Source organism: Serratia sp. UGAL515B_01, from assembly GCF_033095805.1.
Taxonomy (GTDB): Bacteria; Pseudomonadota; Gammaproteobacteria; order Enterobacterales; family Enterobacteriaceae; genus Chania.
The window spans coordinates 3,580,020-3,602,551 of sequence record NZ_CP109901.1 but is presented as its reverse complement, the minus strand read 5'-3'; the positions used below and the strand labels follow the sequence as shown (position 1 = coordinate 3,602,551).

Sequence of the window (22,532 nt, the reverse complement as noted above, 5' to 3'; positions counted from 1 at the left end):
GCACATTTATTGATGGCATCGGTGAACATAAGTTTCCCAGAAAATGAATAGGTCAAATGCAATAAGCGGTAAGACTATCCGCTTTAAGCCTCATTTTTCGGCAGAAGTTTAAACTTAGGTATTGGCTGCGACCTGTACCATGCCGTCGATGACTCGGCTGGCAAAACTGGCAACGGAGCGGTTTTCATCTTCCAGACAGAAGCCATCGTGCAAACGAAAATGCTGTTTCTTCAGTGGACTTGCTATCCACAGTTCACCTTGATGTTCGGCAATCAGACCGCGTGAAAGCACGCTGGCCTGTGCAAACGGGTCAATATTGCTGAGTGCAAACAGTTGTTCATCGGTATAGGGACGGAATATCGCCACTTGTTGGCTGTCAATCAGCGCACATATGCCGGTGCCCGGTAGAATATCTGCGATCGGACAAACGGTGATCCACTGGCTCATACGTTGTTCTCCTCAGTTTCAAGCCAAGTAACGGTAATGCGTTCCTCTGGACGCGCCGGGCGGTGTTGCTCACGTTCTGCGACTACTTGAACGAGAGGATCGCGCTGGTGGTTGTTAATGAAGTGTGCGAAGCGTGCCTGTGATTCAGGATGTTCAACCGTTTCTTTCCATTCGCAGGTCACCACCTCGCGTAAGCGAGCGATTTCTGCTTCCAGTTGTGCGTTGATGCCCAGTTTGTCGCCGACAATTACGCTGCGCAGGTAATCGATACCGCCTTCCAAGCTCTCCAGCCAGAGCGAGGTACGCTGTAATTTATCGCCGGCACTGATATAGAACATAATAAAACGGTCGAGATAGCGTATCAGTGTCGTATCGTCGAGGTCGGCAGCCAGCAGGTCTGCATGACGCGGTTTCATCCCGCCATTTCCACAAACATACAGGTTCCAGCCCTTCTCGGTAGCAATTATACCAACGTCTTTTCCCTGCGCTTCGGCACATTCACGGGTACAACCAGAAACGCCAAACTTCATTTTATGTGGGGTGCGGATGCCTTTGTAGCGATGCTCAAGCTTCACGCCAAAACCCACGCTATCGCCGACGCCGTAGCGGCACCAGGTACTGCCAACACAGGTCTTGGCCATGCGCAGTGCTTTAGCGTAGGCATGACCCGTCTCGAAACCGGCGGCGATCAGTTTGGCCCAGATTGCCGGCAAATCGTCTTTTTGTGCACCGAACATGCCAATGCGTTGTGAACCAGTGATTTTGGTATAAAGGCTGTATTCTTTGGCGATCTGGCCGATGGCCAGCAGACCGTCTGGGGTGATTTCTCCCCCGGCAGATCGTGGGATCACCGAGTAAGTTCCGTCTTTCTGGATGTTACCCAGGAAGTTATCATTAGTATCCTGCAGCGGTGTGTGCTGTGGTTTAAGGATATATTCATTCCAGCATGAAGCTAGTAGTGAGCCAATTGTAGGCTTGCATACTTCGCAACCGTAGCCTTTACCGTATTTTTCCAGCAGTGCTCCAAAGGTTTTAATGCCTTCAACACGGATCAAGTGGTACAGCTCCTGACGCGAATAGGTGAAGTGTTCGCATAGGTGGTTGTTGACTTCGATGCCTTGCTTGCTCAATTCGGCATTCAGTACCTGCGTGATCAGTGGAATACAGCCACCACAGCCTGTTCCTGCTTTGGTTTCGGATTTGATGGCCGCGACGGTATGGCAACCCATATTGACTGCCTTGATAATATCGCCTTTGCTGACGTCGAAGCAGGAACAGATTTGCGCAGTATCCGGCAGTGAATCTACGCCAATAGCGGGTTTGCTGCCCGCGTGTGCCGGTAGGATCAGGCTATCCGGGTTTTCCGGTAATTGGACGTTGTTCAGCGCTAATTGCAGCAGGTTACCGTAGTCGCTGGTATCTCCAACCAACACCGCACCGAGCAGTGTTTTATTATCTGCACTGACGACGATACGCTTATAGACTTCCTTATTTTCATCCAGATAAACGTAGCTGCGTGCGCCAGCGGTGCGCGCGTGGGCATCACCAATACCCCCAACATCCACGCCTAATAGCTTCAGCTTGGCACTCATGTCTGCACCTTGGAAGCTGTTTTCTCTGCTTAGCAGGTGGTCAACGGCAACCTGCGCCATCTTGTAGCCTGGTGCCACTAAACCGAATATGCGTTGCCGCCATGAAGCGCATTCACCGATGGCGTAAATATCAGGATCGGAAGTTTGACAGCTGTCATTAATTGCAATACCTCCACGCGGTGCCGTTTCCAGTCCACATTGGCGAGCCAGTTTGTCTTGTGGCCGGATGCCGGTGGAAAATACGATAAAATCGACTTCCAGTTCAGTGTCATCAGCAAAGTGCATGGTTTTGCGAGCGGTTTTCCCACCGTTGACGATCTCCGTAGTGTTTTTTCCTGTATGGACTTTGACGCCCATCCGTTCGATTTTGCGCCGTAACTGATTCCCCCCCATGGGATCGAGTTGCTCTGCCATCAGCACTGGAGCAAATTCGATCACATGGGTTTCAACGCCCAGGTTTTTTAACGCCCCTGCGGCTTCCAGACCAAGAAGACCACCACCCACCACGGCCCCCCGCTGACTACGACGAGCGCAGGATTCGATAGCATTAAGATCTTCAATAGTGCGATAAACGAAGCAATCCTGGCTCTCTGCCCCTTTGATTGGTGGGATCCACGGGTAAGAACCGGTAGCCATGATCAGTTTGTCGTAATACACCGTGCGGCCGGTATTGGAGTGAATAACTTTTTCTGCACGGTTGATGGTGATCGCACGTTCACCGATCAGTACCTTCACGCCGTGTTTTTGGTAAAACCCCTCGCGGACCAACGAAAGTTCTTCAGCTGTGTGATGCGAAAAATAGGAGGAGAGATGGACGCGATCGTAAGCGATACGCGGTTCTTCACAAAAAACGGTGATTTCAAACGAGTCTTTGTCTGCCTTTTCCAGCAGGTTTTCGATAAAACGGTGGCCGACCATGCCGTTACCGATGACAGCGAGTTGGAGCCTGCGCATTTTTACCTCGAAATTCTGATTTCCTAGATGTACCTTATTCCTCCCTGACGGTCATTTATTGATACAAATCAAGACAGCCTTCATATACCTATAATGTGTTATCTGTGTGATTTTTATCGATATTTTATAACTTGTGGTTTTTATTCAACTTTAGCTTAATCGTGTTGATAGAAGAATGCTCATCCGGTATTGGCAAAGCCGCAGGTTATTACGTTGCCAATCTGTATGATTAGGCTGTGTCCCTTAACTGTCCGTGGTGCCGTCATAGCCCTAAAAGCCCATTATCAAGGCGGAGGGTGAAGGGCAGAGGGCCCTCTGTTCAAGCCGGACAACACAGAGAATGGGCTTTTGGTGTACGACCCTACGGGCTGACGCCATTGGCGTGCATTGCTGCGTTTTTCGCCGCTTATTGGGGACACCCAACCTCGCGGCTTACGCCTTGCTCTGCACGCAAATGACCGCCAGCGGCGCTCGCGTACAGTTAAGGGGCACAGCTTAGTGTCATGACGAGTCAAGCAAGGGGGTAAAAGTGGCGAATAATCCAGTGCAGTTTATCGACAATCTGCGGCTCAGTTGCCACGAGGCCACAATTGTTGCAGGCTGTGATTTTACAACTCTGGCAGAAGAAGCGTGAGTGTGTGCAATTCGGCGAGGCACAACAGTAGTAGCGATGAACGCTCATGGGGCAGGCACTATAGGCGGGCATGCTCTCGACGGAAAGTTTAGTCACTGAGATTACCGCCGTGTTTGTCGAGGAAGCGGCTCTCGCCGTTATCATGCAGGAATAAAAGCTTTGCAGGGCACGTAATATATATGGTGCAGAGTATAATACGATGAAATAAATGGGAAAAGTACTCCGCTGAACTCATACCGAAGACGCGCTACGTTCAAAAGAGCACTAAAAACAGCCAGTCGGAAATCTCGGCGGTTCCGGTGACGAATCCCTTAATGCAACACAGCTTTAAAACTTAAAGAATCGTTATAAAATATTATTTTTTTTGTAAAAAAAAGAATTTAAAACTTTAATTTATAATTTACTTTGACTTAACTAATTGGTAATATTTTTTGAATTGAAATTGATTTAATTTAAATAACTACTAGTTATTAAATTAATAGTTACCTTAATTAACTATCGAACGTTCCTTTCGTAATTTTCACATAAAGTTAAATCTTATAAATCCGATTATTTAGTCTTTCTTTGCTTTGAAATTTGTAACACCAATAGGGTTTTATTTATAGCAAAAATCTTCGCATGAGTTACTCGGTGTAAAATCATGTACACACTGAAAGTATAAAAAGAGCCTTGAATCAAGGATGCATCAGTGTGAAGTTTGCCTAGTTAATAATTATTTTGGTTTACGCCCCCCTTTTTAAGGGTGATTTTCAACGCAGAATACTATTTACAACAGTGCCTTAATCGGATTTTTTTATGCAAAATTCTATACAAGAATCAAACCGGACAATTACAGTTGAAGGGGATTTCCTACCTCGTTTAATAGATGGAAGCTCAGCATTAAAACTGCGACGTATTACAGGTGCTGAAACACTATCACAACCTTATGAGTACCATCTAGAGTTATCGACATCATTGGATATGCCAGATGAGCAAGCCGCAAATCTGGACTTACGCGCAATGCTGTGTCATGAGATGACAGTGAAAATTCAGCTTGATGGAGTAAGTATATCCATCTCTGGTATGGGAGAGCAAAAAAATATTGGTGAGGGGATACGTGAAATATCTGGCCTTGTCACTGAGGCAAGTTTAGTAGAAAAAAAAGACCGCTATTACATTTATAGGTTGGTTATATCTCCTTGGATTGTGCTTGCTAAACGTCGTACTGATTACCGTATTTTTCAGAAAAAAACAATTATTGAAATTATTGATGAGCTATTGAACGGTCAGTATTCTTATTTCTATGAGCTTCATTTTCAAAATGTACATCCGATAATAGAATATGAGGTGCAATACGGTGAGTCAGACTATGACTTCCTTCAGCGTTTATTAGAACGTAGTGGCATCTATTGGTATTTTAAACACGAGCATGGCATGCATCGGATGATATTGACTGACAGCATGGGAACTCATGCTCCTGTTGCAAGCTCAGCCTATCAGGTGTTGCCATATTCTCCTTCTGAAGATAGGAATGCACAAGAGTTTATCAGTTCTTTTAATATGACTGAATGTATTCAGTCAGGAGGGTGGACGACTAATGATTTTGACTTCACGAAGCCATTGGCTGAATTAACAGTAGAAAATTCAGATCCAAAACCAAATCCATATAATAATTTAGCCATTTACGAATGGCCAGGAAACTATACAGATACCGCTCAGGGGAATGAATATGCTCGAGTGCGTATGGAAGAGATTCAAGTCAAGAGCTTGCAGGCATCCGGAAAAGGCAATGTGCGTAATATCGTCTGTGGTACCACGTTTAACCTGCAAGGATATCCGCAGAAAAACGCCAATCGAGAGTATTTAGTCACACATTCATGGTTGGAGGCTGAAGAGTTGGGTGAAGCAAGTGCGTCTGGCAATTATAATTTCAAGGCGCGCTTTAACGTACAACCCGTAACTATACCATTTCGCCCTGAGCGTAAAACTAAATTACCCCGTACAACAGGGCCTCAAACAGCAATTGTGACAGGCCCGCCTGGGCAAGAAATCTGGACGGATGAACATGGTCGCGTAAAGGTGAAGTTTCATTGGGATCGATCGTCTATGTGTGATCACAATTCATCATGCTGGATAAGGGTTTCCTACCCGTGGGCCGGCAGTAATTTTGGTGGTGTTAATATCCCGCGTGTAGGCACTGAGGTCATCGTGGATTTTAAGAATGGTGATCCTAATAGACCCATTATTACCGGACGTGTATACAACAACGTCACTATGCCTCCGTGGGATCTACCGGGAAACGCAACGCAAAGCGGACTAATATCACGATCGTTAGGTGGGGGATTGGACAATGCGAATGCACTGCGCTTTGAAGATCGTATGGGGCAAGAAGAGGTGTGGCTGCAAGCCGAACGTGATCTGCTTACTCAGGTGAAAAACCATGAAGTACATCAAGTACAGGCAAATCGTAATAAGGCAATTGGCGGAGATGAGACAACGGATATCCAAGGAACACGTTCTGAAACAGTCGTTGGTGACGAAAAGATCGAGCTGATGGCCAATCGCCGTCGATCGGTCGCAAAGGATGAAACCATCGAGATCGGGGGAAATCATCAAAAATCGGTCAAAGGCAATCAGCGATATGATGTCACAAATAACCACGACAGATCGATTGGTGGAGATGATAGTCTCGATGTATCCGGTCAACAGAATATTAAAATCAATAAGGGACAGAAAGTAGAGGTAGAGCAGGATCTAAATAAGAGCATTGGTGGGGATCATACCGTTAGTGTTGGTAAAACCTATAACCTGACAGCTACTGATAAAATTGAGTTGATTGTAGGTTCAGTATCTTTTGTTCTGGAAAGCAATGGCAATATCACTATTAATGGAGTAGATATTAATATTGGTGGTAGTGGTCACATCAATATTAACGGTGATACTGTTGATTTAAATTAAGTCCTGCGGAACCTTAAAGGTAATTTATAAACAGAGAAATCATATAATCTATTTTAACCTAGACAACATAATGATAATCGTATGGCTAATTTTAAAAATTATAGTTTTTTTTCTGCCTTACAATATAAAGGCATAGATCAGAATGACACGGGTTTTCACGTGGTTGTTGCTCGTGTTGTTTATGATATGAAAATAGAGAAAAACAACCAATGTGCTCTTACCCTTTCATCAAAACAAGAATCATTAAACTATAGTGATATAAACTATAAGGATATGAGTCGTAGTAGCGTTAAGTATGAGAGCGATTTAGCACCCTATAAACCTAAAACAGATATTATTATTAATGCTACGGCCTATTCTCCTCATGATCAGGCGACGCCCTCTTTTAACGTATCCGTCATGATAGGGAATTATAAAAAGTCATTGCGTATTCACGGCCCACGCTCTTGGCTATTTACCCCTCTAGGGTGGTCACTCGGGTTTCCAAAACCTATCAAACAGCTTGATATTACCTATGAGTATGCATCCGGTGGCTGGTATGAGAGTGAAGATAAAACCATCGCTTCACCCAATAACCCATTAGGAATGGGATGGTATCCTGCTGAATATTTGAAAACGTGTAAAGTCACTGAACTGCCTGCGCCACAAATTGAATCAGAAACTTTACCCGTAGTCAGTATTAAAGAACTTATTCTTCCAGAGGGATTCGGATTTTTTGGCAGAGGTTGGCATGGACGTATCGAATATGCAGGAACTTACGATAACGCATGGGTAGAAAACAGACATCCTTATTTACCTGAGGATTTCAATTTCAGATACTGGTGTGGAGCACACCCGACGCTTCAAATTTCACACCCGAAACCTTGTGATAATATCCCTGTAGAGCTTTTTGGCTTACTACCAGCAAGTGAAATCGCAGATCAACATATTCGTATTCAGATCCCGGTAGAAACCTTGTTTATTTTTTTCAATACAGAATTTAGGCTTGGAATTACCAAGGATATGATACTTGATACGATAATTATCGACATGAATGCCCGCAAAGTGTTCTGTTCTTATCGAATCACACTGGCAGAAGAACTTAATGTTACGGAGATCCAGTTGCGCTATATCGCAGTGGATCACCGGCAAAAGCAAATAGATAGAGCAACGGCAATGAGACAAGATCTGTCGTCTACAGAGTTTATTCCTTTGCCGCCCAGCTTACTCAATAAAGGTAATTTATATGGCTAAAAAACTCGGAGCAAGAAAAGATTCAAATTGGTTGATTATTGGTAAATTGCCTGATGTTTGCCTTACCCCGCCAGGCAACATCCCGGTGCCCTATCAAGTCGTTTCGGATCTTGGAGATGCACAAGATACGATAAATGATGTCAGGCTCAATGGCGATCCAGCCTTTGTGTTTAATAAAAGTAAAGCACCGAAAACGAAAGGGGATGAAGCAGGCACTCAGGGAGGCATTAAAAGTGGAACCGTCGGTGGAGATTGCTGGCCGAAAGAACGTAGTAATACAGTACGTATCGGGAAAAAATATGTCATCCGTGATGGAGATGAATTTTATATGAATGGAAAGTTTAACGCTGAGTGAATCTCATATTATGACATTCTCCTTCAGTGGGCTGCAGAATATTCTAGAGGGTAAAAAAAATGAGTATGGGTGAATGAAATTATACCCCGGTGTAATAATACTAAATTGGCAAAATATGTGATGTGTGAGAAAAATCTGTTCAACATAAACAGCAATTTCAGAGAGAATAATTGACAGTATGGCTGAAGGAAACACAATAGGAACACTTGTCAACCAATCCAGCCCCAACTCATCGGGCGGTGACACCAATCCTCCTGAAGAAAAAAGCTGGTGGGATTCGATAAAAGAATACGTACACACTGGCTTGGATATTGCTGCAGCGCTCCCGGTCGCTGGGGCCATATTTGACGGTCTGAATGGCGCTATTTACACAGCAGAAGGTGATTATGGGAATGCCGCCATCTCATTTTCTTCTGCCGCACTGGATTTCGTGCCGGGGGTGGGATCATTAGCCAAAGGTGGAAAATATGCTTATAAAATTACCAAAAGTGTATTAAAAGTTTCTGAAAAAACAGTTGCAACGCAGTTAGAAAAAACAGTTGCAAAGCAGTTAGAAAAAAATGTTGCCAAACAATCTGAAAAAAGTCTCGCCAAACAATCTGAAAAAGAAACTGCTGAAACTATTGGAAATCGAGCGGCAAAAAAGGACGATGGTATTTCGGTTAAAGATAAAAAAAATGAGAAGTCAGTCCCTTCGAAGGTTTGTCCCAAGAGTGGGCACCCCGTCAACCCTGTTTTAGGCTGCAAATTTTTAACGGAAGAAACCGAACTTGATTTTAGGTTGCCATCAGTGTTGCCTTTACTTTGGCAACGTAGTTATTTCTCTGATCAGTCTGGTAACGACTGGCTTGGACAGGGCTGGTCTCTTCCATTCTCTTGGCGCTTATTGCAACAAACAAATAGTATGTTATTGATCGATTATCAGGGGAGAGAAATAAAATTACCTAAACTTGCAGAAGGGATGCGTATATTTGAGCCTAATGAACAGCTTTTTTTTGCGCGAGAGAGAAATAGCCGCTACCGTATTAGTACCATTGACAACCGGGTTCAGTATATTTTTTCACCTCTTGCATTAGGTGATGATGACCCTCAAGGAATCAAGGTTTCTTATTTCCCTTTGACGGCAGTGCAAGATGAATATGGAAATCATATTCGTTTGTGTTATGAAGATAATGGGTTACCTACAAATATTTATGATGCTGCTGGGCGATGGCTTAAATTGCATTTTATTACATTGACTCGACCTGATGGCAACGAAGTTCACCGCTTGCAAAGCGTCACTCAACTGAGCTGGGGTGCCGATTGCAAAGATCAACGCAAAACACAGCATCCTGAAACACTAGTCACCTATCGATATTCAGACGATGGCGATCTCATTGGCGTTTATGCCGCGAATGGTGATATTATTCGTGAGTATCGCTATAAAAATCATATTCTTATTGAACATAGTCAACCAGGTGGTCTTGTTGCGCGTTATGAATATGATGAGTATACAATAAAAGGTAAGGTTGTACGCCATACAACAAATTTAGGGCAGACCTGGTTATTTGATTATCGGGTTAATGAAACTTGGGTAACAGATCCTATTCAGCGTGTTACGCGTTATCAGTATAATGCCGATAAAGAGCTAACGGGTGTTATCAGTGGTAATGAACAAACAATACAAAAAATTTTAGATAAGTTCGGTCGTCAGACCACCCTTACTAAGCCTGGTGGGCTTCAGACACACTATGAATATAACAGTTACGGTATGGTGACAGCGGTCACTGATGCTGCAGGTAACCGTATAGCAATACGGTATAATCTCCAACACCGTCCTATTGCGATTATAGATGCAATGGGTCATGCAACTCGCTATGAATATAATTCAGCAGGAAGTATTTCACGTCAAATTAATCCATTAGGACATATAACCGAGTATACCTATAATGAGCGAGGTTTAGTGACTGAAATAAAAAGTCATGATGGAAAAATTCGTCAAATGGAATATAACTCGGCAGGGCTGTTGGTTACCTATACGGATTGTTCCGGTTTTATTACTCGATTTGGCCACGATACAAAAGGAAACGTCAACACCTTATCTACAGCTGACGGTACTACATTAGTGTTCACTTACGATTTTCGAGGGAAACTGCTTACCACCTCCTTTGCGGATGGTTCAAGTAATCATTACACGTATGACCGTCTTGGCCGTCAAATTGGAAAAAGTAATGGTTTGTCGGCAAAGACTGCTTGGCAACTGGATGTTGACGGGTTGCCGCTTATACGTACTGATGCTTGCGGTAATAATTTTTGCTATCAATATGATAATGTCCGTCGACTTGTTGGCCTGACGAATGAAAATGGGGCAAATTATTATATTACCTATGATAACAATGACCGAATCATTCGTGAAAAAGGTTTTGACGGCACGGTGACTAACTACCGATATAACGATGCTGGACAGCTTTTTGAAAAATATGAGTTTGGAAGCGAAGGTTCTATACAAATAGGCAATAGTCCAAATCAGGGGATTAAGACAATATTCAATAGAGACAAGTTAGGTCGAGTTATTGAGAAAATCACCTGTGACGAAAAAAACAATCTAGAGATGCGAAATTATTATCAATATAATAAAAATGGCTTCCTGATAAAGGCTTATAATACTGATAGCATAATTGAGCGTAGTTATAATGAAATAAATCAGTTAATGTCAGAAACATGTAAAGCTTTTGGGTATACCCAAACTCTTCTGCATTCTTATGATAGTTATGGTAACCGCTGTCAGACAATCCTTCCTAGCTATACAAAATTGGATTATTTTTATTACGGTCCAGGCCATTTGCTACAGATTAATGTTGATGGGGAAGTGCTTTGTGAAATGGAACGGGATAGCATGCATCGCACAGTCTCCTGCACACAGGGTGAGTTAATCAGTCATTTTCAATACAGCCCTCTAGGACAATTACAACATCAACAGGTTTTACCCCAAACCTCTCCTAAAGAGCTCTTTACTCCCATTATTTCTCGTACCTACCAATATGACAGAGCGGGTAATTTACAAAGTATAAGTAGCCCTTTTGATAAAGAAAGAAATTACCAATATGATGCTCTTAATCGAATACTCAAGGCTGGTGATGAGATTTTTGCTTTTGATCCCGCACATAACTTGATTGAAAACGCTTCATCAAAATATGCAAATAGGGTAATTGATAACCGCCTCAGTGGTTACCAGAATTGCCACTATTCCTATGATCTTTACGGGAATCTAAGGGAAAAGACCATGGGTAAAGATAGTTGCCTTCTCCTGCATTATAACCCCGAGCACCAACTCGAGCGTGCGGAAATGCGTTTTGGAGGTAACCATATGGTGACCAAATATAATTATGATGCGCTGGGACGCCGGATTTACAAAAAGAGCACCCATGAGGCGGTGTTTTTTTTATGGGACGATAACCAGTTATTAAGCGAAATAAAAGCAGGGCAGACGACTACCTTTTTATATGAACCTGGCACTTTCTCTCCATTGGCGCAAATTGTCCAAAAAGGCACTTCGGAGAAAGATATTTACTATTATCATACCGATCAAGTCGGTGCACCACACGAACTGACAACAATGAACGGGCAGATCGTATGGCGTGCTCATTATAAAGTCTGGGGGAAGGTAGCGGCGATAGATTCCTCAGAACAACAGGATAATAACGATGCGATACGTCAGCCATTGCGCTTCCAAGGGCAATACCATGATGAAGAAACAGGATTATATTACAACTACCATCGTTACTATGACCCTGATATTGGGCGTTTTATTACCCCTGACCCTATAGGCTTGGCTGGTGGAATGAATGCTTATCAGTATGCGCCTAATCCAACAGTTTGGATTGACCCTATGGGATTAGTAAATGAACACACCGGTTTTGTATATAGAGCTTTAACAAATCCTCAGTACTTGTCGGCAATTTTGGGAGTTGGTATTGAAGCCAAAAACCCTAATGCTGATTTTTCCCACAAAATGCATGTGGGTGGCGGTGTCATTCCTGGAGGTGATCATCCTGGGGGACAGGATTTGCAAACTCAATTCCTATCAACAAGCAAATCTTTGGAGCGTGTCAAGTGTTATGATCAATCGGAAGGGCAGATAAAAAAAATTGTGAAAGGGCAGATAATTAAAATCGACTTATCAAAAATTCCCGATAATGCAATAAAAGATATTAGCAATGGGCATGGTTTGAAAGGATCTGCACAAATGTGGGCCCGACGGGACCAAGAAGTTCTGATAAACAGAGTCATTCCACCTGATGCTTATGAATTGCTCTTATGAGTTGCACTGATGTGATGGACGCCGCTCTCTGTGTCTGGCCTGTGATACGGCTGATAGGATGGTGACCACTGTTTGCCCTATTTCACCATCAGTGCTGATCCCTTCGTCACACAGTGCGCGGATCTCCGCAATGGCGTAGTTATTGCGGAGATCCAACCTGCGGAAACAACACTGTATCTGGCACAGTAAGAGAAGGTTGATTTCCAGCGTTAAATGCAACGAAGGCAATAAAAAAGGGTTCTGACGTGGCAGAACCCTTGAACGCCAATGATCAGAGTTTAGTGTGTGGTATGTCCATGACTGCGGTGTTTGGTGACAAAACCAAGCAGCAGACACATCACAAACACCACCAGATACAGGCCGTTAGCCGTAGTCAGTGCGGCGTGTGCGCCGCCTTTAGCAACGATCGGGCCAGTAACCACAAAGGTCAACATCGTACCAATGGTGCCGCAGGTGAGAATGAAGTTGACCAATTTGGGTGAAGAAACCTTGGTCTGCAGTGAACCCAACGTAATTAACGTCGTGTAGATGGCACTGGAGACGAAACCTAGCGCTAGCATGTAGTAGCCCAGGTGGGTTGGGTTATCGGTGCTGATAAACAGGTACATTGCGACGGTCGCCAAGGCTGCCAATACGGTAACGACGCGTTGCAGATCGAAGAAGCGCAGTACAAAGCTGAACACCCACATTCCAACCATGTACGAAGTCCAGAAGTTGCTGACCACTTTCCCCGCTTGGCCGATCTCCATACTGAACGATTTGGTCGCGTATTCCGGCACCCATTGAATGAAACCCAATTGGCCCAGGATATAGCACAGTGCCGCGATAGAAAGGAACAGGACTCCGATCCCCCATTTCTCTTTCACTACCGGTTCGCCGCTTTCTTCACCTTTGTTACCCAGCACCGGAAACTCGGAACACAAGGTCAATACAAAGATAACCAGATAGAGCACACCAATACAGGCATAAACCCAATACCAACCTATGCTGCGTGCCAACAAGGTCGCGGCAATGATCGGAAAGATCATTCCAGCCATGCTAAAGAAAGAATCGGTGAACAGCAGACGTGAACCACGCTGACGGCCAGCATACATATGCGTGATCAGGAAGGTTCCGATCGACATGGTAATACCGCTGACAACGCCGAGCACAAACATGCACAATGAGAACACCGTTAGACTTTTGCCCACCATCAACCCGGCGATTGCCAGCACCATCAGGATGAAGCCAAAGACCAATTGACGTTTGAGCGGGATAATCTCCATCAGCCAGGCATTTAGGAAGATCGAAATCAAGATACCCGCGTTGAGGAATGTGAAGGTATTGCTCATGCTGGAAATCGGCAGATTAAAGTAGTCTGCAATATTTCCCATCACCATCCCTGTGACGATCACTAATGCACCGGTCAGCGCGTAAGAAAAAAAGCTGATCCATGTTAGCCGGATGCGGTTGCTGTCATTCATGTTATAGGCCTGATTGTGTCTGTTGAGGTGTATATCCGTCGCCATTGAAATTACAAAGGGGGATGTTCCATCTGTAAGTTGGTTGTAAGTCGCGTTCAAATTGATTTCTGACCGATGTGTCGTTCAGTTGTACCTACCCTGCATCTTGGAGTTATTTGGGTATATACTCTTCATACTTCAAGTTGCTTGGGTGTTGACTGCCTTCGTTCATCCCAGTCACTTACCTGAGTAAGCTCCTGGGGCTTCGCTCAGTTGCCGCCTACAAGCAACTCGAATTATTTTGGGTATAGAACAGGTTTTAGGCCGCTGGCTTTTTCTGGTAAAAACAGAAAAATCCCGTTGAGGCCAACAGGACGAGGATCCTAGCATAGGGAACGGGATTTTTTGTGATCGAGATCTTCTTTTGGGTTCAATACATTAAATGTAGTAACTTTCTTCCATGATACCGCACACAAGTTCATTCAAGTTGCAGGTAGGTTTCAACCTTGTTGGCGGTGATTCCACGAGCGCATAGTTAGCGTTGTTTGATAACGCCTTTGAGACTGTAATGGCACCACGAGCGGTGAAGGGGCACACCGAGTACCCATTATGGCCCCATTAACCCTCCGTGGATCAAAATCTATTCAAGTTCCCCGACATATTGACAACCTTGTTCTTTACAACTTTCTTCATAAGAAAGAATACTCAACAATTCGGTTCCAGGTTCACGTAGGGCATCTCTTGCAATTATAGAGACGATGCCATTAACGTTTGAAAAATATTCAATGGATGTTTTGCCGAAAAAATTACGTTGAATAGCGACTTTTTGCCCTGGTTTTACCATGTCACCTAAATCGACAAGCATTTCAACATAACCGCCAGTTTTAGAAACGATGGTATCCAGTTTGTTACCAAAGAAAAAATTCGTGTCTTTGGCTACTTTCCCGACTTTTTCATTACTCATCGCATAATCGGCAAGAATATTCATTACGCCATCGACGCTGGCTTGAATCAGCTTTTTATCAAAATGCCTGGGGCCTCCAACTTCAACGGTAATTGCGGGTACACCCGATTTTATTAACGTTGTTTCCAGCGTTCCCTGTACACCGGGATCGTCTTTAATCTGATCGACAGGAAAGAGTTCCGCCAAGCGTTTAGACTCAGGGTTACGGTAATCTGAAAAAATAAACCACGCAAAGTCAATGCCTGTAGAAGCGGTATGGAAGTCAACAGCGATATCCGCATTGCCTTTGATCAGTTTTTCCCAAATCAGCCAGGCTTGCCGTTCGGCAGCATTACCAAACTCTTTCCCTGGCCAGACTCGATTCATATCTGACAGGCTGCTTCCTGCGCTGCTAAGCGGCCATTTACGCTGCACAAACTCAGTAGAAGGGCGGCTAATATCAAGTATGGCTATCACCGTTCCCGACAACTGTTCTGGATTGATTGTGTTAAACACCTTATGCAGTACACCGACAGGACTGGTTTCATCACCGTGTACGCCTGACGTCAATAGTAGCCTTTTACCCTCATTCATCCCTTTCGCAACCATAATAGGAACATACCAATATTGCCCCGTTCCCATTTCTACACCTTTAAAAAGAAAATAATGAATTTTACCTTTTTGCAAGCTATCCAGATTCAGAGATTCAATGACTGGGTAACCCTGAATGCTATCTGTCTTTAAATCATCAGCCTTCGCCAGAGGAGGGATTAAAAATAAAGTAATAATCAACATGCATTTAACGATGTTTTTCATTTGTTTACTCCACGTGAGGTAACTAGTTGAAATGGGTTAGTCGTGTTACCGTTATATTTATGAAGAATGTTTCTTTGACGCTAATATCCTTGTATATATACCCTCCACTCTTCAAGTTGCATGGGTGTTAGCGTCGTCCGTTCGCACCCGTCACAGAGTGAGCTATGCTCCTGGCGACGCTCAGACTTGCCGCCTATATGCAACTCGAATTATTTTGGGTATAGGCTTATTTTTCTGAATCTTTAAAAAAGCCAGTTCAGTATAGTGCACCTTTATTTTTTCAGAGTTTCATAAAGCGCCTTCAGTATCAGAATATGCCCTTCACGTTGCTGTGATGTCGGCTGTGTTTACTGCTCCAGCGTTCTTTAATTGTGTACAAGTGGTGCCGTTGGAGGTTCCTTGAGAGTACGGTAAGGTAGAGCTTCATGGCTTACTGACCAAATAAGTGGTGAACAACCTAGCAATATAGTCAATAGCTTAAGCACTCCAGTTACGCCTCAAAACCTTTCAGATAACGCTTGTAAATCTGTCTGAATATACTTATTAATCTTTTAACTCGGTAAATAATGCGTGTTCAGCTTGGCAAAAATGGGGCTTGCGATCATACTGTCGACAGGAAAAACCAGCCGTGTTAGGAAGTGTCTGACAATTGAGTAAATGTTGGTAAATGGCTGGCGCTGGTCAGATTAGCTCTTTAGAATTGATGAGCTTCTCCGTTATATGTCTCTTAGAGAAAGGACCTGTTCATGTTCAAACGTACTTTAGTGACCTTCGTTGCGCTGTGTTCACTTACCGCAATGGCTCCTTCGGCATTGGCCGCCGGTGAAACACATGTCATGTTAACCACCTCGGCAGGTAATATTGAGTTGGCGCTCGACAGCCAGAAGGCACCTGTATCCACCAAGAACTTTATCGACTATGTGAACAGTGGCTATTACAACAACACCATTTTCCATCGCGTTATTCCTGGTTTTATGATCCAAGGCGGCGGATTCACTGCGGATATGCAGCAGAAAACCGCCAAGACGCCGATCAAGAATGAGGCTGATAACGGTCTGCGTAATTTGCGCGGTACCATTTCTATGGCGCGTACTGCCGATAAAGACAGCGCGACCAGCCAGTTCTTCCTGAATGTGGCCGACAATGCGTTCTTGGATCACGGCCAGCGTGATTTTGGTTATGCGGTATTTGGCAAAGTGGTGAAAGGTATGGACGTGGTAGACAAAATTTCCCAAGTACCTACCGGTAACGTCGGCCCTTTCCAGAATGTACCGAGCAAACCGATTGTGATCTTGTCAGCGAAAGTACTGCCATAAATCGAATGCGCCGGTTCTGGTAGAAGAACCGGCAGTTTTTCCCGCTAGAAGCCTTATCTGCATCACTGTTTTCTTCCGCACCTCATGATTCAATTGCCCACCTATACCTGACCGGATACCCGGTACACTGTGTTTCCCGTGTTGTTCAGGATTAGCTGTTGTTATGTTCGAGTTTAACCAGGTTTTACTGCTGCTTCAGCAGATGAGTGTCTACCTTGTTATTGCTTATTTGTTGAGTAAAACACCGCTGTTTATTCCTTTGATGCAGGCCACTATCCGCTTACCTCACAAACTACGGTATGAACTGATACTGGTCAGTTAACGTATTGAAAAAATGCGCTTTTCCTGATTAGGTTAAGCGCCTTTTTCTTTGAAATGACTACACCATAGACTACACCGAAACTTGAACGATATTACTCTTTGATGAACGCAGGCAAACAAAAAAGTCACCTAAGTGGCGTTGTTATTTAATGCTGGCGTAAACCACTGCAGCCATAAAGACGGCTCGTAAATGCTCACCCATTTTTAACAATAAGCCATTGCAACAAGATGATCATCGCGTAAACAAATGCACCTAACCCAATGAAATGAAATAGAATATATACTTTCCGAAGTAACGGAGTCACAGCCTTAACTGGGATAAGGTTTACTTGCTTTGCGACACACTCATTCGATCTTATAGCTAAAATATCTGGAACATCTTGATTTACAGATAGAATCTCACACCGGATAGGGTCGTTCGGAGAAAGGCTCTCAAAAGTAACTATGTAACGACCATCATTCACAAAACTTTCTGTATATTGATGAATAGGCCAAAAATTCATATACATAGGTTTGTAATTAAATACTAACGTAATGTTAGTTGCACTCTCTCGACCTTCATTGACTAGGATTAGCGATCGGGTATGTACTAACTGACGGTCATAAATAATCTCATTATTCGCATTGCGCACAGGCTCGTTCAATAAAAACGTAAATCCATGTTGAAAGCCATAAGATAACGCTGCTTTCGCTTTGAAACGGTTATTTCGCTTTGAAACGGTTATTAAGCACCCAAGTGAACAAAGCGATAAACACAGAAAATATCTCCTTGCTGTAAAGCTTCAAAATCTCCATATAACCTCTCCAATGAATGTGGCCGAGAAGAACAGTTTACACTCAATGTTTGGAAGATTCTTTGCAGCCTTTGCCCCCATTAGATACCCTTGAACGCCGCAAGGCGCTGTTGTTGCTCTTCGCTCAGGTCGAAGGCAAATTCTTCATGCTGTAGCTGATAGGTGCCGAAGCTCATCAGGAAGGCGACAGCCGGGTCTATCTTGTTCGCGGCCTTCTTCTTGTTCGGCTTGATATTGGCGTTAGCATCGGTTTCCATCACCACGTTATCCGGGTAGTTACCAAGCCTAAGGCGCTCCAACCTAGCCCCACGCCCATCTAAACGATACGCATAAACCCAGCTTACTGCGCCTGACTTGGAAACACGGACGCTCAACCCTTCACCATCTGCAATCACAATTTCTTTTTCGCGTGGCGTGTTGAGTAATGATCGAAGTTTTTTGTCGTTCAGCTTGTTTGTGCCGCTGGCCATATCACCCCAGAAATATCAGTTCATAGCTTCCACGTGATACACGGATCAATGTAAACCCACGAACAAGCATGAACAACCACAAACAAAAATATATTTATTTATGATAAAAATCATAATATTACAAGACAGCCACGAACCATAAAAAACCATGCTTCACAGAATACTTTGTTATGTGATCTTTTCGGTGTTTTGCATTATGGGCACCTATTTCGGTTTACATAATTCAGTACTCCATCGCCAACACGCACGCCATCGGTGCCGTATTGGGTGGGGGATTGCACCGCGCTATACGTTGAGAGGGAAGCCGACAACGCAGCAACGTATTCAAATGGACGCCGTCCGATGACGAGCTTTGAGAACGCGAGAGAACCTAGACAATCAATGAACACAGCTTAGGCCACCTTGACGGCAGTAGGCTACGCTTATAGCTTTAACATATCGTCAGACGTTTCTACGTTGCATTCGCTTGAAGGAAAAGCCTATGAGTGAACCACGGATTATTGCCAAAGCGATGATTGCTGGGAAACCAGCACATGATCTGGTTATTCTGCCTGCCTTAGCAAACCGGCATGGCCTAATCACCGGAGCGACCGGAACGGGTAAAACGATCACTCTGCAAAAGATGGCAGAACAATTCTCGCGCATCGGTATTCCGGTATTTTTGGCAGATGTAAAAGGTGATCTGTCGGGTATTGCTGCCGAAGGGGTCTCTTCCGATAAACTACAGGCGCGATTGGCTACCATTGGTATCAGCAATTGGCAACCCCATGCCTGCCCAGTGATCCCTTGGGATATTTTTGGAGAAAAAGGCCATCCGATACGTGCCACTATTTCCGATCTTGGCCCACTGTTGCTGGGCCGTTTGCTGGATCTGAATGAAGTGCAAAACGGTGTGCTACAACTGGTGTTTAAAATCGCTGATGATAACGCACTGTTGTTGCTGGATATGAAAGATCTGCGTGCGGTGGTGCAGTATGTCGGTGATAACGCCAAACAGTTCCAGACTCAATACGGCAATATCTCTTCAGCGTCGATCGGTGCTATCCAACGTGGTTTGTTGACGTTAGAACAGCAGGGAGCCAATCAGTTCTTTGGTGAACCGATGCTGGATATTAATGATTTGATGAGAACTGACAGTAACGGCCAGGGCGTCATTAATCTACTGGCCGCAGATAAGCTGATTAACCAGCCGAAATTATATTCAGTCTTTCTACTGTGGTTATTGGCAGAATTGTTTGAGCACTTGCCAGAAGTCGGCGACCCTGAACAACCTAAGCTGGTCTTTTTCTTCGATGAAGCGCATTTGTTGTTTAATGAAGCTCCCTCCTCTCTGCTGACTAAAATCGAACAAGTTGTACGTTTGATCCGTTCTAAAGGTGTGGGTATTTACTTTGTCACCCAGAATCCACTGGATATTCCAGACAGTGTATTAGGCCAGTTGGGTAATCGTGTCCAGCATGCTTTACGGGCCTTTACGCCAAGGGACCAAAAAGCGGTGAAGGCTGCCGCACAAACCCTGCGTGCTAATCCTGCCTTTGATGCACAAACAGTGATTACCGAGTTGGGCGTTGGGGAGGCGTTGGTTTCCTTTCTGGATGAGAAAGGACGTCCAAACATGGTGGAGCGAGCGATGGTGATTGCCCCCGAATCGAGAATGGGCATGTTGGGGGATGAAGGGTTGAACAGCGTTATCAATAAGTCGCCGCTGTATGGGTGCTACGAAGATCTGGTCGATCGTGAATCTGCTTACGAAAAGCTTTCTGTTGAGGGGTTTGCCACTCTTGGCAAACCGCAGCCGGACCACACGGCGCAAAAACCGGCAACAGAGCAGCAAAATAGCGGTGGTCTGATGGGGGGGTTAAACGAAATTTTATTTGGTTCTACCGGGCCTCGCGGCGGAAAACGAGATGGTATCGTTCAGACTGCCGCCAAGAGCATGGCTCGTGATCTGGGGCGTCAGATCCTGCGTGGCGTCTTAGGCTCAATCATGGGTGGCCGCAAAAAGTAGGCTGACATTATCGGTAGTCGCAGTAAACTGGTGCCGCGTTTTTTCTGTTGGACGTTATATGCTGCTGCTGATTGATAATTACGACTCTTTCACCTACAACCTTTATCAATACTTCTGCGAATTGGGTGCAGAAGTGTTGGTAAAACGTAATGATGAATTACAACTGACCGATATTGAAAAGTTGGCCCCCCAGCATTTAGTTATCTCCCCTGGACCTTGTACCCCAAACGAAGCGGGAGTCTCGTTGGACGCTATTCGCCATTTTGCCGGAAAACTGCCAATCCTCGGCGTTTGCCTTGGGCATCAGGCCTTAGGACAGGCGTTTGGTGCTGACGTAGTGCGTGCTCGCGAGGTTATGCACGGTAAGACGTCCAGTATCCGCCATATCAATAGGGGAGTATTCACAGGCCTGAATAACCCGCTGACGGTAACGCGTTACCACTCATTGGTACTTGATGCTGCTACTTTGCCTGATTGTTTTGAGGTAACAGCCTGGAGCCAGAGAGGCAATGAGCAGGATGAGATAATGGGTATTCGCCACCGAACGCTCGCGTTGGAGGGGGTACAATTCCATCCTGAAAGCATTCTCAGTGAACAAGGGCATCAGCTTTTGGATAATTTTCTTAAAAATTAGAAGGTTATGTTTTTTCGCTATTTAAAGTGATTTATATTTGCTCTTGATTGGTTTTTTATGCATATTTTGTGATTATATTTTCACTTGATACCTATTGTTCAGGAGTTCCTGATGTCCGAAAAACCCTCTGTAAATCGCAGTACCTTCGACCAGGTTATTCTACCTGTCTATGCCCCCGCTCAGTTTGTGCCGGTAGAGGGCAAGGGCAGCCGTGTATGGGATCAGCAAGGGAAGGAGTATATCGATTTTTCTGGCGGTATTGCGGTGACGGCACTGGGGCACTGTCATCCAGCCTTGGTGAAAGCGTTAAAGCAGCAGGGTGAAACCTTATGGCATACCAGCAATGTGTTCACCAATGAGCCTGCATTGCGTTTGGCCACCAAACTGATTGCAGCCACCTTTGCTGACCGCGTGTTTTTTGCCAACTCAGGGGCTGAAGCTAATGAAGCCGCATTCAAATTGGCGCGTCATTATGCTATCACTCGTCACAGCCCTTACAAAACCAAAATCATTGCCTTTAACAATGCGTTCCATGGTCGTACCCTGTTCACCGTTTCGGTGGGGGGACAGCCGAAATACTCTGATGGCTTTGGGCCTAAACCTGCTGATATTGTTCATGTTCCCTTTAACGATCTCGCAGCCGTCAAGGCTGTAATGGACGATCACACTTGTGCCGTCGTCATGGAGCCGATACAGGGGGAAGGAGGGATCACCGTCGCTGAGATGGCTTTCCTCAAAGGCGTGCGTGACTTGTGTAATCAACACCAGGCTCTGCTGATATTTGATGAAGTACAAAGCGGTATGGGCCGTAGCGGTAAGCTGTTTAGCTATATGCATTTTGGCGTTACGCCAGACATTCTGACCACAGCCAAAGCACTGGGAGGGGGATTTCCAGTGAGTGCAATGCTGACTACCGAAGAGGTCGCCTCGGTAATGCAGGTAGGTACTCATGGTACGACCTATGGGGGAAACCCGCTGGCTTGTGCGGTGGCAGAGGCTGCATTGGATGTTATCAATACGCCGGAAGTGTTAAGCGGCATCGAGCAGCGGCACGGGTTATTTGTCCAGGCTTTACAGAAAATAGACAAAAAACACGGTATTTTCAGCGATATTCGCGGCTTGGGGTTGCTTATTGGTGCAGAGTTAAAAGCGGAATATCATGGTAAAGCACGTGATTTCCTGACCGCCGCCGCCGCGCGTGGTTTGATGATCCTTAACGCCGGGCCAAATGTGATCCGCTTTGCTCCTTCGCTGGTGGTAGAGTTGAAAGATATTGAAGAGGGTATGGCACTGTTTGAACTGGCCGTGCAGGATGTGATTCACGCCTAATCTTTCT

At 44.7% G+C, this 22,532-nt stretch carries 14 protein-coding genes and 1 pseudogene; 10 read left to right on the top strand and 5 right to left on the bottom strand.

All coding sequences use genetic code 11. The features are described 5' to 3' along the window. Positions 1–114: 114 nt before the first annotated feature. Together nirD and nirB are read right to left on the bottom strand one after the other, a co-directional pair. On the bottom strand, positions 115–447 hold the full coding sequence (nirD, locus tag OK023_RS16300; protein ID WP_317693701.1) for a nitrite reductase small subunit NirD: 333 nt from the start codon (positions 445–447) through the stop codon (positions 115–117). Then, positions 444–2,993, bottom strand: coding sequence for a nitrite reductase large subunit NirB (gene nirB / locus OK023_RS16295; RefSeq protein WP_317693700.1), 2,550 nt, complete (start codon positions 2,991–2,993; stop codon positions 444–446). Before nirB ends, nirD begins: the two co-directional genes overlap by 4 nt. A 1,429-nt stretch (positions 2,994–4,422) precedes the next feature. Here nirB and OK023_RS16290 point away from each other — a divergent pair. The 4 genes from OK023_RS16290 (at position 4,423) to OK023_RS16275 (ending at position 12,452) form a co-directional block, all read left to right on the top strand. After that, positions 4,423–6,564 (top strand): type VI secretion system Vgr family protein, encoded by a 2,142-nt coding sequence (locus tag OK023_RS16290; RefSeq protein WP_317693699.1) that lies wholly within the window; start codon positions 4,423–4,425, stop codon positions 6,562–6,564. Positions 6,565–6,645: 81 nt separating this feature from the next. Then, complete coding sequence (locus OK023_RS16285; protein WP_317693698.1) at positions 6,646–7,797, top strand: DUF2169 domain-containing protein; 1,152 nt, start codon at positions 6,646–6,648, stop codon at positions 7,795–7,797. Then, a complete protein-coding gene (locus OK023_RS16280; RefSeq protein WP_317693697.1) occupies positions 7,790–8,152 on the top strand; it encodes a DUF4150 domain-containing protein in 363 nt (120 codons plus the stop codon). Before OK023_RS16285 ends, OK023_RS16280 begins: the two co-directional genes overlap by 8 nt. Before the next feature lie 178 nt (positions 8,153–8,330). Continuing rightward, positions 8,331–12,452 carry an RHS repeat-associated core domain-containing protein gene (locus OK023_RS16275; RefSeq protein ID WP_317693696.1) on the top strand — a complete coding sequence of 1,374 codons (4,122 nt, stop codon included), beginning with the start codon at positions 8,331–8,333 and terminating at the stop codon, positions 12,450–12,452. 278 nt (positions 12,453–12,730) lie between these two features. Here OK023_RS16275 and tsgA read toward each other — a convergent pair whose 3' ends face one another. Together tsgA and OK023_RS16265 are read right to left on the bottom strand one after the other, a co-directional pair. Next, on the bottom strand, positions 12,731–13,915 hold the full coding sequence (tsgA, locus tag OK023_RS16270) for an MFS transporter TsgA (protein WP_317693695.1): 1,185 nt from the start codon (positions 13,913–13,915) through the stop codon (positions 12,731–12,733). A 619-nt stretch (positions 13,916–14,534) separates the two neighbouring features. Then, on the bottom strand, positions 14,535–15,653 hold the full coding sequence (locus OK023_RS16265) for a succinylglutamate desuccinylase/aspartoacylase family protein (protein WP_317693694.1): 1,119 nt from the start codon (positions 15,651–15,653) through the stop codon (positions 14,535–14,537). A gap of 746 nt (positions 15,654–16,399) precedes the next feature. On the opposite strand from OK023_RS16265, the gene ppiA reads away from it, so the two are divergent. Both ppiA and OK023_RS16255 read left to right on the top strand, forming a co-directional pair. Beyond that, positions 16,400–16,969, top strand: a complete 570-nt coding sequence (ppiA, locus tag OK023_RS16260; protein WP_317693693.1) for a peptidylprolyl isomerase A — start codon at positions 16,400–16,402, stop codon at positions 16,967–16,969. Between the two features lie 163 nt (positions 16,970–17,132). Further along, complete coding sequence (locus tag OK023_RS16255; protein ID WP_317697845.1) at positions 17,133–17,291, top strand: hypothetical protein; 159 nt, start codon at positions 17,133–17,135, stop codon at positions 17,289–17,291. Between the two features lie 873 nt (positions 17,292–18,164). On the opposite strand, the gene OK023_RS16250 is transcribed toward OK023_RS16255, so the two are convergent. Beyond that, the gene (locus OK023_RS16250; protein WP_317693692.1) at positions 18,165–18,554 is read right to left on the bottom strand and encodes an Arm DNA-binding domain-containing protein; all 390 of its coding nucleotides are present in this window, start codon (positions 18,552–18,554) and stop codon (positions 18,165–18,167) included. Positions 18,555–18,708: 154 nt separating this feature from the next. Between OK023_RS16250 and OK023_RS16245 the strand changes: the two are divergent. The 4 genes and pseudogenes from OK023_RS16245 to OK023_RS16230 all read left to right on the top strand — a co-directional run. Next, positions 18,709–18,826, top strand: a pseudogene (locus tag OK023_RS16245) (LytS/YhcK type 5TM receptor domain-containing protein); the annotation flags it as partial. 209 nt (positions 18,827–19,035) lie between these two features. Continuing rightward, on the top strand, positions 19,036–20,562 hold the full coding sequence (locus OK023_RS16240; protein ID WP_317693691.1) for a DUF853 domain-containing protein: 1,527 nt from the start codon (positions 19,036–19,038) through the stop codon (positions 20,560–20,562). 58 nt (positions 20,563–20,620) lie between these two features. Next, complete coding sequence (locus tag OK023_RS16235; RefSeq protein ID WP_317693690.1) at positions 20,621–21,196, top strand: aminodeoxychorismate synthase component II; 576 nt, start codon at positions 20,621–20,623, stop codon at positions 21,194–21,196. A gap of 111 nt (positions 21,197–21,307) precedes the next feature. Further along, complete coding sequence (locus tag OK023_RS16230; protein WP_317693689.1) at positions 21,308–22,525, top strand: aspartate aminotransferase family protein; 1,218 nt, start codon at positions 21,308–21,310, stop codon at positions 22,523–22,525. Positions 22,526–22,532: the final 7 nt, after the last annotated feature.

Coding starts and splice junctions, on each gene's coding strand:
- nirD (WP_317693701.1), bottom strand. CDS start 447: ATGAGCCAGTGGATCACCGTTTGTCCGATCGCAGATATTCTACCGGGC.
- nirB (WP_317693700.1), bottom strand. CDS start 2,993: ATGCGCAGGCTCCAACTCGCTGTCATCGGTAACGGCATGGTCGGCCAC.
- OK023_RS16290 (WP_317693699.1), top strand. CDS start 4,423: ATGCAAAATTCTATACAAGAATCAAACCGGACAATTACAGTTGAAGGG.
- OK023_RS16285 (WP_317693698.1), top strand. CDS start 6,646: ATGGCTAATTTTAAAAATTATAGTTTTTTTTCTGCCTTACAATATAAA.
- OK023_RS16280 (WP_317693697.1), top strand. CDS start 7,790: ATGGCTAAAAAACTCGGAGCAAGAAAAGATTCAAATTGGTTGATTATT.
- OK023_RS16275 (WP_317693696.1), top strand. CDS start 8,331: ATGGCTGAAGGAAACACAATAGGAACACTTGTCAACCAATCCAGCCCC.
- tsgA (WP_317693695.1), bottom strand. CDS start 13,915: ATGAATGACAGCAACCGCATCCGGCTAACATGGATCAGCTTTTTTTCT.
- OK023_RS16265 (WP_317693694.1), bottom strand. CDS start 15,653: ATGAAAAACATCGTTAAATGCATGTTGATTATTACTTTATTTTTAATC.
- ppiA (WP_317693693.1), top strand. CDS start 16,400: ATGTTCAAACGTACTTTAGTGACCTTCGTTGCGCTGTGTTCACTTACC.
- OK023_RS16255 (WP_317697845.1), top strand. CDS start 17,133: ATGTTCGAGTTTAACCAGGTTTTACTGCTGCTTCAGCAGATGAGTGTC.
- OK023_RS16250 (WP_317693692.1), bottom strand. CDS start 18,554: ATGGCCAGCGGCACAAACAAGCTGAACGACAAAAAACTTCGATCATTA.
- OK023_RS16240 (WP_317693691.1), top strand. CDS start 19,036: ATGAGTGAACCACGGATTATTGCCAAAGCGATGATTGCTGGGAAACCA.
- OK023_RS16235 (WP_317693690.1), top strand. CDS start 20,621: ATGCTGCTGCTGATTGATAATTACGACTCTTTCACCTACAACCTTTAT.
- OK023_RS16230 (WP_317693689.1), top strand. CDS start 21,308: ATGTCCGAAAAACCCTCTGTAAATCGCAGTACCTTCGACCAGGTTATT.